At 68.8% G+C, this 12,343-nt stretch carries 13 protein-coding genes; 2 read left to right on the forward strand and 11 right to left on the reverse strand.

Going from position 1 to position 12,343, the window contains the following annotated elements; all coding sequences use genetic code 11:
- Positions 1-88: 88 nt before the first annotated feature.
- Positions 89-937, reverse strand: a complete 849-nt coding sequence (locus ACZ6CZ_RS24325; RefSeq protein WP_469024814.1) for a 3-hydroxyacyl-CoA dehydrogenase family protein — start codon at positions 935-937, stop codon at positions 89-91.
- 330 nt (positions 938-1,267) lie between these two features.
- Between ACZ6CZ_RS24325 and ACZ6CZ_RS24330 the strand changes: the two genes are divergently transcribed.
- Together ACZ6CZ_RS24330 and ACZ6CZ_RS24335 are read left to right on the forward strand one after the other, a co-directional pair.
- Complete coding sequence (locus ACZ6CZ_RS24330) at positions 1,268-1,840, forward strand: cob(I)yrinic acid a,c-diamide adenosyltransferase (protein ID WP_469024817.1); 573 nt, start codon at positions 1,268-1,270, stop codon at positions 1,838-1,840.
- 209 nt (positions 1,841-2,049) lie between these two features.
- Complete coding sequence (locus ACZ6CZ_RS24335) at positions 2,050-3,876, forward strand: glycosyl hydrolase family 18 protein (protein WP_469024819.1); 1,827 nt, start codon at positions 2,050-2,052, stop codon at positions 3,874-3,876.
- 76 nt (positions 3,877-3,952) lie between these two features.
- Here the strand turns inward: ACZ6CZ_RS24335 and ACZ6CZ_RS24340 are convergent, their stop codons facing one another.
- From ACZ6CZ_RS24340 to ACZ6CZ_RS24385, 10 genes are all read right to left on the reverse strand, one after another.
- A complete protein-coding gene (locus ACZ6CZ_RS24340) occupies positions 3,953-4,399 on the reverse strand; it encodes a DUF2550 domain-containing protein (RefSeq protein ID WP_469024822.1) in 447 nt (148 codons plus the stop codon).
- A gap of 128 nt (positions 4,400-4,527) precedes the next feature.
- Positions 4,528-4,902, reverse strand: a complete 375-nt coding sequence (locus tag ACZ6CZ_RS24345; RefSeq protein ID WP_469024825.1) for a F0F1 ATP synthase subunit epsilon — start codon at positions 4,900-4,902, stop codon at positions 4,528-4,530.
- A 119-nt stretch (positions 4,903-5,021) separates the two neighbouring features.
- The gene (atpD, locus tag ACZ6CZ_RS24350; RefSeq protein WP_469024827.1) at positions 5,022-6,458 is read right to left on the reverse strand and encodes a F0F1 ATP synthase subunit beta; all 1,437 of its coding nucleotides are present in this window, start codon (positions 6,456-6,458) and stop codon (positions 5,022-5,024) included.
- The gene (locus ACZ6CZ_RS24355; RefSeq protein ID WP_469024829.1) at positions 6,458-7,372 is read right to left on the reverse strand and encodes a F0F1 ATP synthase subunit gamma; all 915 of its coding nucleotides are present in this window, start codon (positions 7,370-7,372) and stop codon (positions 6,458-6,460) included. Before ACZ6CZ_RS24355 ends, atpD begins: the two co-directional genes overlap by 1 nt.
- 21 nt (positions 7,373-7,393) lie before the next feature.
- On the reverse strand, positions 7,394-8,986 hold the full coding sequence (atpA, locus tag ACZ6CZ_RS24360; protein ID WP_469024831.1) for a F0F1 ATP synthase subunit alpha: 1,593 nt from the start codon (positions 8,984-8,986) through the stop codon (positions 7,394-7,396).
- Positions 8,987-9,130: 144 nt separating this feature from the next.
- Positions 9,131-9,946, reverse strand: a complete 816-nt coding sequence (locus tag ACZ6CZ_RS24365; RefSeq protein WP_469024834.1) for a F0F1 ATP synthase subunit delta — start codon at positions 9,944-9,946, stop codon at positions 9,131-9,133.
- The gene (locus ACZ6CZ_RS24370; RefSeq protein ID WP_469024837.1) at positions 9,943-10,488 is read right to left on the reverse strand and encodes a F0F1 ATP synthase subunit B; all 546 of its coding nucleotides are present in this window, start codon (positions 10,486-10,488) and stop codon (positions 9,943-9,945) included. Before ACZ6CZ_RS24370 ends, ACZ6CZ_RS24365 begins: the two co-directional genes overlap by 4 nt.
- A 37-nt stretch (positions 10,489-10,525) precedes the next feature.
- A complete protein-coding gene (locus ACZ6CZ_RS24375) occupies positions 10,526-10,774 on the reverse strand; it encodes an ATP synthase subunit c family protein (protein WP_469024840.1) in 249 nt (82 codons plus the stop codon).
- A gap of 72 nt (positions 10,775-10,846) precedes the next feature.
- Positions 10,847-11,683: a F0F1 ATP synthase subunit A gene (gene atpB, locus ACZ6CZ_RS24380; RefSeq protein WP_469024843.1), complete on the reverse strand. Its 837-nt coding sequence runs from the start codon at positions 11,681-11,683 to the stop codon at positions 10,847-10,849.
- A gap of 210 nt (positions 11,684-11,893) precedes the next feature.
- On the reverse strand, positions 11,894-12,331 hold the full coding sequence (locus ACZ6CZ_RS24385) for a hypothetical protein (protein WP_469024846.1): 438 nt from the start codon (positions 12,329-12,331) through the stop codon (positions 11,894-11,896).
- Between the last annotated feature and the right edge of the window lie 12 nt (positions 12,332-12,343).

A 12,343-nucleotide genomic window follows, 5' to 3' on the forward strand; every position in this document is an offset into this window, starting at 1 on the left:
CTGCTTGTGAGCGAACCGATACCGAATTCACCCCAGGGGGTGAAGCTCCCGGGGACTGTGCGGGGTCAGTGCCTCGACGTACGTGCGATCAGTACGTGTAGAAGCCCTGCCCGCTCTTGCGCCCGATGTCACCGGCGTCAACCATCCGGCGCATCAGCTCCGGCGGGGCGAACTTCTCGTCCTGCGACTCGGTGTAGATGTTGCCGGTGGCGTGCAGCAGGATGTCGACGCCGGTGAGGTCGGCCGTGGCCAGCGGGCCCATGGCGTGCCCGAAGCCCAGCTTGCAGGCGAGGTCGATGTCCTCGGCGGTGGCCACCCCGGACTCGTAGAGCTTGGTCGCCTCGACCACCAGCGCCGAGATGAGACGGGTCGTCACGAAGCCGGCCACGTCCCGGTTGACGACGATGCAGGTCTTGCCGACGGACTCGGCGAACTCCCGGGCGGTGGCCAGGGTTTCGTCGCTGGTCTTGTAGCCGCGGACCAGTTCGACGAGCTGCATCATCGGCACCGGGGAGAAGAAGTGCACGCCGACCACGCGCTCGGGGCGCTCGGTGACGGCCGCGATCTTGGTGATCGGGATGGCGGAGGTGTTGGAGGCGAGCACGGCGTCCTCGCGCACGAGCTTGTCGAGCACGCGGAAGATCTCGTGCTTGACCTCCAGCTTCTCGAAGACCGCCTCGACGACGACGTCGGCGTCGGCGGCGGCGTCCAGGTCGGTCGTGGCGGTGATGCGGGCCAGGGCGGTGTCGGCGTCGTGCGCCTCCATCTTCCCCTTGGCGACGAACTTGTCGTACGAGGCCTTGATGCCGTCGGTACCGCGCCTGAGGGCCTCGTCGGTGACGTCGCGCAGGACGACCTGCCAGCCTGCCTGCGCGGCGACCTGGGCGATGCCGGAACCCATGAGACCGGCCCCGATGACGGCGAGCTTCCGTGCCACTCCGACTCCCCTTACACGCTGTTTACGTAAGCCTCTTCGGCGGACGATAGCGCTCGTGAGGGGCTGTGTGACCGGTAAGTAACGCGCGTCACGTCTCATCTGACGGACATCACACCGGCAGGGGTCAGAACACGCCACGGACGGCGTAGTTGGCCGCCGCACGCCCGCCGGGACGGCCCCCGCGGCCGCTCGCCCGCAGGGGTGACGCGCCTGCTGCGGACGGCCGCGGGCGCCGCTTCCGCGGGCGCCGCGGCGGCCGCGGGCGGGGGCGGGCCGTGACAACGGGCACACGGGTCGTGCGGACGCCGGGCGCCTAACTACGCTGGCCCCATGGTCAATCTGACGCGCATCTACACCAGGACCGGCGACCAGGGCACCACCGCCCTCGGCGACATGAGCCGGGTCGCCAAGACGGATCTGCGGATCTCGGCGTACGCGGACGCCAACGAGGCCAACGCGGTGATCGGCACCGCGATCGCGCTGGGCAACCTGGACGAGGAGATCACCGGGGTGCTCACCCGCGTCCAGAACGACCTGTTCGACGTGGGCGCCGACCTGTCGACGCCGGTCGCCGAGGACCCGGCGTACCCGCCGCTGCGGGTCGAGCAGTTCTACATCGACAAGCTGGAGGCGGACTGCGACCGCTTCAACGAGCGGCTGGAGAAACTGCGCTCCTTCATCCTGCCGGGCGGTACGCCGGGCGCCGCGCTGCTGCACCAGGCCTGCACGGTGGCACGGCGGGCCGAGCGCTCCACCTGGGCGGCCCTGGAGGCGCACGGCGACATCATGAACCCGCTCACCGCGACCTACCTCAACCGGCTGTCCGACCTGCTGTTCATCCTGGCCCGCGCGGCGAACACGGAGACCGGCGACGTGCTGTGGGTCCCGGGCGGGGAGCGCTGAGGCACCGGCGGACAGCCGGGGCCGGGCGCGCCTGGAGGGCAATCGGCGGCGCCGGAAAGGCAGTTGCTGAACCGGCGCCGCCCGGGGGATGGCGTGCGGGAGTGGTCCAGACCTATTGACCTGTGGTCCAGACCTTTCTATTCTCGCGGCACTGTGGGCATGAAGGCTCAGTCATGCCCACGCCATCCCCGACACGAGGGAGGCGCAGCATGCGCTTCAGACACAGAGCCGCGGCAGGGTTCGCGACCCTGTTGCTCCCGCTGGCCGGTCTGGTCGGTCTCGCGAGCCCCGCCCAGGCCGCGGCCAACGCGACCGCCACCTTCACCAAGACCAGTGACTGGGGCACCGGCTTCGGCGGCCAGTGGACCGTGAAGAACACCGGCACCAGCTCCATCAGCTCCTGGACCGTGGAGTGGGACTTCCCCACCGGCACGTCCGTCGGCTCGGCCTGGGACGCGGACGTCACGTCCTCCGGCACCCACTGGACGGCCAAGAACAAGTCCTACAACGGCTCCATCGCCCCCGGCGCCACCGTCTCCTTCGGCTTCAACGGCACCGGCTCCGGCAACCCGTCGAACTGCAAGCTCAACGGCGACAGCTGCGACGGCACCACGGTGCCCGGCGACGCTGCGCCCTCCGCCCCCGGTACCCCGGCCGCCTCCGGCGTCACCGACACCTCGGTGAAGCTCAGCTGGGGCGCGGCCACCGACGACAAGGGCGTCAAGAACTACGACGTCCTGCGCGACGGCAAGGCGGTCGCCACCGTCACCACGACCTCCTACACGGACACCGGGCTCAGCGCCGGCACGGACTACTCCTACACCGTGCAGGCCCGTGACACGGCCGGCCAGACCGGCCCGGTCAGCGGCGCGGTCGCGGTGCACACCACCGGCGGCACCACCACTCCCCCGCCCACCGGCGGCTCCAAGGTCAAGCTCGGCTACTTCACCGAGTGGGGCATCTACGGCCGCAACTACAACGTCAAGAACCTGGTGACGTCCGGCTCGGCCGCGAAGATCACGCACATCAACTACGCCTTCGGCAACGTCACCGGCGGCAAGTGCGCGATCGGCGACTCCTACGCCGACTACGACAAGGCCTTCACCGCCGACCAGTCCGTCAGCGGCGTCGCCGACACCTGGGACCAGCCGCTGCGCGGCAACTTCAACCAGCTGCGCGAGCTGAAGGCGAAGTACCCCAACATCAAGGTGCTGTGGTCCTTCGGCGGCTGGACCTGGTCCGGCGGCTTCGGTGAGGCCGCGAAGAACCCGGCCGCCTTCGCCCAGTCCTGCTACGACCTCGTCGAGGACCCGCGCTGGGCCGACGTCTTCGACGGCATCGACATCGACTGGGAGTACCCCAACGCCTGCGGGCTCAGCTGCGACACCAGCGGTGCCGCCGCCTACAAGAACCTGATGCAGGCGCTGCGCGCCAAGTTCGGCTCCGGCAACCTGATCACCGCGGCCACCACCGCGGACGGCTCGGCCGGCGGCAAGATCGAGGCCGCCGACTACGCGGGCGCCGCCCAGTACGTCGACTGGTACAACGTGATGACGTACGACTTCTTCGGTGCCTGGGACGCCAAGGGCCCGACCGCCCCGCACTCCCCGCTCACCTCGTACTCCGGCATCCCGATCGCGGGCTTCACCACCGCCGACGCGATGGCCAAGTTCAAGGCGATCGGCGTCCCCGCGAACAAGCTGCTCATCGGCATCGGCTTCTACGGCCGCGGCTGGACCGGCGTCACCCAGGACGCCCCGGGCGGCACGGCCACCGGCCCCGCGGCGGGCACCTACGAGCAGGGCATCGAGGACTACAAGGTTCTCAAGACGTCCTGCCCGGCCACCGGCACCGTCGCGGGCACGGCGTACGCCCACTGCGGCACCAACTGGTGGTCGTACGACACCCCCGCCACCATCGCCTCCAAGATGGCCTGGGCCAAGAACCAGGGGCTGGGCGGCGCGTTCTTCTGGGAGTTCAGCGGTGACACCAGCAACGGTGAACTGGTGAGCGCCATCAACAGCGGACTGTCGTAGGCCGCCGGCGGCACACCGCGACACCCGCGTAGCCACATTCGCTCCCTCCGGCCCCGGCCGGGGAGAGTGAGTGTGGCTACGCCACGTTGACCCGCTGTCCGGGCGGCGCCGCCTCCAGCCAGGCGAGGAACCCGGTCAGCGCGTCCTCGCTCATGGCCAGTTCCAGCCGCGTGCCCCGGTGCGTGCAGGCGAGGACCACCGCGTCGGAGAGCAGCGCCAGCTCCTCCTCGCCGTCGGGCAGCCGGCGGCCGGCGACCTCGATCGCGGCCCGCTCCAGCACCCGGCGGGGGCGCAGCGCGTAGGAGAAGACGCGGTACCACTCGATGCGGTCGCCGTTGTAGCGGGCGACGCCGTAGCTCCAGCCCTTGCCGCCGGTCTCCGGCTTCTCGGGCACGTCCCAGCGCAGCGAGCAGTCGAAGGTGCCGCCGGACCGCTGGATCAGCCTGCGCCGCAGACCGAACAGGAACAGTCCCACCACCACGAGCGCGACCACGACCCCGCACACAGTCAGAGCGAGGACCATCGGCACCGACCTCCTCGTCTCCTAGGTAATGGAACGGAAAAAACTTCCACATTCGCCTCAGCCGCGGCCGGTACCGGATTGCTCCGGTGCCGGCCGCGGCTGAGGGACGTCGTCACACGGCGCTGGGGTCAGCGCGCCGCCGCCGCGCGGAGTCGTACGTCCGCCCGGCGCTCGGCGGAGGCGTCACCCTCCGCCTTCGCGCGCTCCAGCTCGCGCTCCACGCGCTGGACATCGATCTCGTCCGACAGCTCGGCGATCTCGGCCAGCAGCGACAGCTTGTCGTCCGCGAACGAGATGAAACCGCCGTGCACCGCGGCGACGACCGTTCCACCATCACTCGTACGGATGGTCACCGGGCCCGACTCCAGCACACCGAGCAGCGGCTGGTGACCGGGCATGACGCCGATGTCGCCGGACGTGGTGCGCGCGACGACCAGGGTGGCCTCGCCGGACCAGACCTGGCGGTCGGCGGCGACCAGCTCGACGTGCAGCTCAGCAGCCAAGGGTGGCTCCTCGGGTCACCACCCGGCGGTAGTGCCGGGTGTTGGGGTCAATTCTAGTAGGCGTGGGAGAGGGGGCGGGACGCGCCCGCCCCCTCTCACGACTCAGGCGGTCGCCCGGGTCAGGAGACGCCCAGCTCCTTCGCGTTCGCCTTCAGGTCCTCGAGACCGCCGCACATGAAGAACGCCTGCTCGGGGAAGTGGTCGTAGTCGCCGTCGCAGATCGCGTTGAATGCGGTGATCGACTCGTCCAGCGGCACGTCCGAACCGTCCACGCCGGTGAACTGCTTGGCGACGTGGGTGTTCTGGGACAGGAAGCGCTCCACCCGACGGGCGCGGTGGACGACGAGCTTGTCCTCCTCGCCGAGTTCGTCGATACCGAGGATCGCGATGATGTCCTGGAGGTCCTTGTACTTCTGCAGGATCGTCTTGACCCGCATGGCGGTGTCGTAGTGCTCCTGCGCGATGTAGCGCGGGTCCAGGATGCGGGACGTGGAGTCCAGCGGGTCCACGGCCGGGTAGATGCCCTTCTCGGAGATCGGACGGGAGAGCACCGTCGTCGCGTCGAGGTGGGCGAAGGTGGTGGCCGGGGCCGGGTCGGTCAGGTCGTCCGCGGGGACGTAGATCGCCTGCATCGAGGTGATCGAGTGACCGCGGGTCGAGGTGATGCGCTCCTGGAGGAGACCCATCTCGTCGGCCAGGTTCGGCTGGTAGCCCACCGCGGAGGGCATGCGGCCGAGCAGGGTCGACACCTCGGAACCGGCCTGCGTGAAGCGGAAGATGTTGTCGATGAAGAACAGCACGTCCTGCTTCTGCACATCGCGGAAGTACTCCGCCATGGTCAGACCGGCCAGGGCCACGCGCAGACGGGTGCCCGGGGGCTCGTCCATCTGGCCGAAGACCAGCGCGGTCTTGTCGATGACGCCGGAGTCCGACATCTCCTCGATGAGGTCGTTGCCCTCACGGGTGCGCTCGCCGACACCGGCGAACACGGAGACACCGTCGTGGTTGTTGGCGACGCGGTAGATCATCTCCTGGATGAGCACCGTCTTGCCGACGCCGGCACCGCCGAACAGACCGATCTTGCCGCCCTTGACGTACGGGGTCAGCAGGTCGATGACCTTGACGCCGGTCTCGAACATCTCGGTCTTCGACTCGAGCTCGTCGAAGTTCGGGGCCTTGCGGTGGATGGACCAGCGCTCGCCCTCGTACCGCTCGTCGACGTTCAGCACCTCACCGAGGGTGTTGAACACCTTGCCCTTGGTGAAGTCGCCGACCGGGACGCTGATGCCCGTACCGGTGTCGGTGACGGCGGCCTGGCGGACCAGACCGTCGGTGGGCTGCATGGAGATGGTGCGGACCAGGCCGTCACCCAGGTGCTGGGCGACCTCCAGGGTCAGCGTCTTCTTCTCGCCGGCGTTGGCCGGGTCGGCCACCTCGACGTGCAGGGCGTTGTAGATCTCCGGCATCGCGTCGACGGGGAACTCCACGTCGACGACCGGGCCGATGACCCGGGCGACGCGGCCCGTAGCCGTCGCGGTCTCAACAGTGGTGGTCATTAGCGGTCACTCCCCGCGGTCGCGTCGGCGAGGGCGCTGGCGCCACCGACGATCTCGCTGATTTCCTGGGTGATTTCGGCCTGGCGGGCCGCGTTGGCAAGACGGGAGAGCGTGTTGATCAGCTCGCCCGCGTTGTCGGTGGCCGACTTCATCGCGCGCCGCGTGGCGGCGTGCTTCGAAGCGGCCGACTGGAGCAGCGCGTTGTAGATGCGGCTCTCCACGTAGCGGGGCAGCAGGGCGTCGAGGACGTCCTCCGCCGACGGCTCGAAGTCGTACAGCGGCAGGATCTCGCCCTTGGGCCTCTCCTGCGCCACCTCCTCGAGGCGCAGCGGCAGCAGCCGTGCGTCGAGTGCCGTCTGCGTCATCATCGAGACGAACTCGGTGTAGACGATGTGGAGTTCGTCCACGCCGCCGTCCGCCGTCTCCTTCTCGATGGCCTCGATCAGAGGCGCCGCCACCTTCTTGGCGTCCGCGTACGTCGGCTCGTCGGTGAAGCCCGTCCACGACTCCGCGACCTTGCGCTCACGGAAGTTGTAGTGGGCGACACCGCGCCGGCCGACGATGAACGTCTCGACCTGCTTGCCCTCGCGCTCGAGGCGCTCGGTCAGCTGCTCGGCCGCCTTGATGGCGTTGGAGTTGAAGGCTCCGGCCAGACCGCGGTCGCTCGTGAGGAGCAGGACCGCGGCACGGACGGGGTTCTCCGCCTCCGTGGTGAGCGGGTGCTTGGTGTTCGACCCCGTACCCACCGCCGTGACCGCGCGCGTCAGCTCGGTCGCGTAGGGCGTGGAGGCCGCCACCTTGCGCTGCGCCTTGACGACGCGCGAGGCGGCGATCATCTCCATCGCCTTGGTGATCTTCTTGGTCGCGGTGACGGATCGGATGCGACGCTTGTAGACCCGGAGCTGGGCTCCCATGAGTCAGGTCCCTTCCTTACGTCACTTGGCGGCAGCGGCAGGAGTGTCCTCGCCGAGCAGCTTGCCGTCCGAGGTCTCGAACTGCTTCTTGAAGTCCACGATGGCGTCGGCGACGGCCGTCAGCGTGTCGTCGGACATCTTGCCGCCCTCGCGGATGGAGGTCATGAGGCCCTGCTCCTTGCGGTGCAGGTACTCCAGCAGCTCGCGCTCGAAGCGGCGGACGTCGGCGACCGGCACGTCGTCCATCCGGCCGGTGGTGCCGGCCCAGACGGAGACGACCTGGTCCTCGGTGGACATCGGCTGGTACTGGCTCTGCTTCAGCAGCTCCACCATCCGCTGACCGCGCTCCAGCTGCGACTTCGACGCGGCGTCCAGGTCGGAACCGAAGGCGGCGAACGCCTCCAGCTCACGGAACTGGGCGAGGTCGACGCGCAGTCGGCCGGAGACCTGCTTCATCGCCTTGTGCTGCGCGGAACCACCGACCCGGGAGACGGAGATACCGACGTTCAGCGCGGGGCGCTGACCGGCGTTGAACAGGTCCGACTCCAGGAAGCACTGGCCGTCGGTGATGGAGATGACGTTGGTCGGGATGAACGCCGAGACGTCGTTGGCCTTGGTCTCGACGATCGGCAGACCGGTCATCGAACCGGCGCCCATCTCGTCGGAGAGCTTGGCGCAGCGCTCCAGCAGACGGGAGTGCAGGTAGAAGACGTCACCCGGGTAGGCCTCGCGGCCCGGCGGACGGCGCAGCAGCAGGGACACGGCGCGGTAGGCGTCGGCCTGCTTCGAGAGGTCGTCGAAGATGATCAGGACGTGCTTGCCCTGGTACATCCAGTGCTGGCCGATGGCCGAGCCGGTGTACGGCGCCAGGTACTTGAAGCCGGCCGGGTCGGACGCCGGGGCGGCGACGATGGTCGTGTACTCCAGCGCGCCGTTCTCCTCCAGCGCGCGGCGGACCGACGCGATGGTGGAGCCCTTCTGGCCGATGGCGACGTAGATGCAGCGGACCTGCTTCTTCGGGTCGCCGGTGCGCCAGTTGTCACGCTGGTTGATGATCGTGTCGACGGCCAGGGCGGTCTTGCCGGTCTGGCGGTCGCCGATGATCAGCTGACGCTGACCGCGGCCGATCGGGGTCATCGCGTCGACGGCCTTGTAGCCGGTCTCCATCGGCTCGTGCACCGACTTGCGCTGCATGACCGTGGGGGCCTGCAGCTCGAGGGCGCGCCGGCTGTCGGTCTCGATCTCGCCGAGGCCGTCGATCGGGTTGCCGAGCGGGTCGACGACGCGGCCGAGGTAGCCCTCGCCGACCGCGACGGACAGGACCTCGCCGGTGCGCCGCACCGGCTGACCCTCCTCGATGCCGCTGAACTCACCGAGGACGACCGCACCGATCTCGCGCTCTTCCAGGTTCAGTGCGAGACCGAGAGAGCCGTCCTCGAACTTCAGCAGCTCGTTCGCCATGGCCGAGGGAAGACCCTCGATCTTGGCGATACCGTCGCCGGCGACGGTGACCGTACCGACCTCCTCGCGCGAGGCCGCGTCCGGCTTGTACGCCTGGACGAAGTTCTCCAGCGCGTCCCGGATCTCCTCCGGCCGGATCGTGAGCTCCGCCATCTGGGTTCCCTGCTCTCCTTGTTGGGCCCGAAGTTTCACTTGGGGGGTATTCCACGAGTCGGGGACTCCCCCCAATGAGAGGTGAATCCTCTGCACGGCCCAACCAGGGCCGTATGTACTGCGTGCTGCTTGTGTGTGGTGCTGCTAGCCCGCCATGCGGCGAGCGGCCTCGTCCAGCCGGTCCGCGAGGGAGCCGTTGATGATCTCGTCGCCGACCTGCACCCGGATGCCGCCGAGGACCGCGGGGTCCACGTCCAGGTTGAGGTGCATCCGGCGGCCGTAGAGCTTCGCGAGGACGGCGCCCAGGCGCTGCTTCTGCGGCTCGCTCAGCGGCACCGCCGAGGTGACGGTGGCGACCAGGCGGTTGCGCCGCTCGGCGGCCAGCTTGGACAGGGACTCCAGTCCCGTCTCCAGGCTACGTCCCCGCGGGGCGGTGACAAGGCGCGTCACCAGTCGCTCGGTGGCGGGCCGGGCCCGGCCGCCGAGCAGCCGGTGCAGCAGCTCGACCTTGGCGGCGGCGCCGGCCTTGCGGTCGGTGAGCGCGGCGCGCAGTGCGGTGCTCGAGGAGACGATCCGGCCGAACCGGAACAGCTCGTCCTCGACGTCGTCGAGCGTGCCCGCCTTCTCCGCGGCGGTGAGGTCGGCGATGTCCGCCAGCTCCTCCAGCGCGTCCACCAGGTCGCGGTTCTGCGACCAGCGGGCGCGGGCGGTGCCGGCCACCAGGTCGGCGGTCTCGCCGCTGACCTGTGCGCCGATCAGCCGCCGGACCAGTTCGGCCTTGGCCTCACCGGGCTGCGCCGGGTCGGTGAGCACCCGGCGCAGGCCGGCCTCGCGGTCGAGCAGCGCGGTGACGGCCGCCAGCTCGTCGGCGAGCCGAGCGGCGTCCACGGACGTGGAGTCCGTCAGCGCGTCAAGACGCTCCCGTGCGGCTGCCAGTGCCTCGCGGCTCGCTCCGTTCATCGCGTGGCCTCTGCCTTCTCCTCGAGCTCGTCGAGGAAGCGGTCGATCACGCGGCTCTGCCGGGCGTAGTCCTCGAGGGACTCGCCGACGAGCTTGCCGGACAGGTCGACGGCGAGCTTGCCGACGTCCTGGCGGAGCGCGGACGCGGCGGCCTTGCGGTCGGCCTCGATCTGGGCGTGACCGGCAGCGATGATCTCCTCACGCTGCCGCTGGCCCTCGGCCCGCATCTCGGTGATGAGCGCGGCACCCTGCTCCTGAGCCTCCTGGCGCAGGCGCGCGGCCTCGTGCCGGGCCTCGGCGAGCTGGGCCTTGTACTGCTCCAGAACGCTCTTGGCCTCGGTCTGCGCGGCCTCGGCCTTCTCGATACCGCCCTCGATCGCCTCGCGGCGCTGCTCCAGAACCTTGTTGATGTTCGGAAGGAGCTTCTTGGCGAGGAAGCCGAAGACGATGACGAAGGCGATCAGGCCGATGACGAGCTCTGGGATCGGCGGGATGAGGGGGTTTTCGGCCTCCTCCGCCGCCAGCAGAACCAGGGGGCTCATATCAGTGCCTTTCGTCTAATTATGCGCGACGGTCGGGTCAGGAGGTCGGGTAGACGAACGGCATGACCAGACCGATCAGGGCGAGCGCCTCACAGAAGGCGAAGCCCAGGATCTGGTTGGCGCGGATGAGGCCGGCCGCCTCGGGCTGGCGGGCGAGGGCCTGCGTGCCGTTACCGAAGATGATGCCGACGCCGACGCCCGGGCCGATGGCGGCGAGGCCGTAACCGATCGAGCCGAGGTTGCCCTTGATCTGGACGCCGGCGGCAAGGGTCTGGAGAGCGGACATGCCGGTTCTTCCTTCTCTTTCAATGACCGGTGGGGGTTGGCCACCGGATGCCTGAGTGGGTGGTCGGGGTGCTCAGTGGTGCTCGGCGAGCGCGCCCTGGATGTAGCTGCAGGTCAGCAGTACGAAGACGTACGCCTGGACAGCCTGGATGAAGAGCTCGAAGGCGGTCATCACGAGCACCATCACGAACGAGACACCGGAGTAGGCGATGCCGATGCCGTTCAGCATGTACCAGCTGGCGATCGTGAAGAGGAGCAGCAGCGTGTGACCGGCGAACATGTTGGCGAACAGTCGCACGGCGTGGGTGAAGGGCCGCACGAGCAGGTTCGAGAACAGCTCGATCGTCATCGACAGCGGGAGCACCGCGCCCAGCGACTTGTCGTAGCCGGTGAAGTTCTTGAAGGCGCCGACGAACCCGTGCCGCTTGAAGGTCAGGGAGACCCAGACGACGTAGACGATGCCGGCGAGCACGGCCGGGTACGAGATGATCGCCGTCACCGGGAACGCCGCGACCGGGATGATCGACCAGAGGTTCATCATCCAGACGAAGAAGAACAGCGAGACGACGAGCGGGACGTACTTCTCGCCTTCCTTCTTGCCGATGGTCTCGTAGACCACGCCGCGGCGGACGAAGTCGTAGCCCGCCTCGGCGACCATCTGGAGCTTGCCGGGGACGACCTTCGGCCGGGCGAACGCGGCCCAGAAGAAGCCGACGATGATGATCGACCCGAGCAGCGCCAGCAGCATCGTCTTGTTGAAGTACAGGTTGCTGTCCGCGTCGCCGAACAGCGGCTTGAACAGGAACGAGTGCAGGCCCGGAGCCGGGAAGCCGCACCCGTCGAACAGGTGGCAGCTCGTGTCGAAAGCGAGCGTCTGCGTCGGGTCAGCACTCACCGCGGGCTCCTTCATCGTGGCGCATAGGTACGGCAACCTCGTTGTGTCGGCGCGGCGTACGGCCGCGGTTCGGCACGGGACTGGTGTTACGGATGTGGGGGCGGCTGAGGGGCATCTCGCCTCGCGATTGAGCAGGCGTCAGCTCAGATGCCCGCGCCCGCGATGCCGCAGTTGGCACCGGACGATAGCAGGATCTCTCGTGCGCCTTTATCCCGGGCCTACCTCTCACGAGGAGTGCCCTGTCTTCTCGGGCTTGTCGCCCGTGGAGGGGTCGGGCTCGACGTACAGGATCTTGGCCTTCATGTGGGCGCGCGTCTGCGCGGCGATCCACGTGAGGGTCGCGACCACCAGCACGATGGCGAAGGCCCTGGGGTTGAACAGGGTGGTGTTCTTGAACGCGGCCATGAAGACGAACAGCAGCAGCAGCTGGACCGCGTAGAGCATCAGGCCCATCATCTGGAACAGCTGCGGGAAAGACTTGGCGGTGCGCTGGAGGACGTACAGACCCAGCCCCATGAACAGGATCACGATCAGCGTCGCGACGACGGCCCCGATCGCTCCCTTGCCGCCGGCGACCACACCGCTGACGACGGCGCCGATCACGCCGACGGCGGCCGTGGGCACGGCGGCCTGAGCCAGGATCCGGACGTCATTGGACGGCATGGCGGCAACTCC

Source organism: Streptomyces sp. NPDC041135 (genome assembly GCF_055592085.1).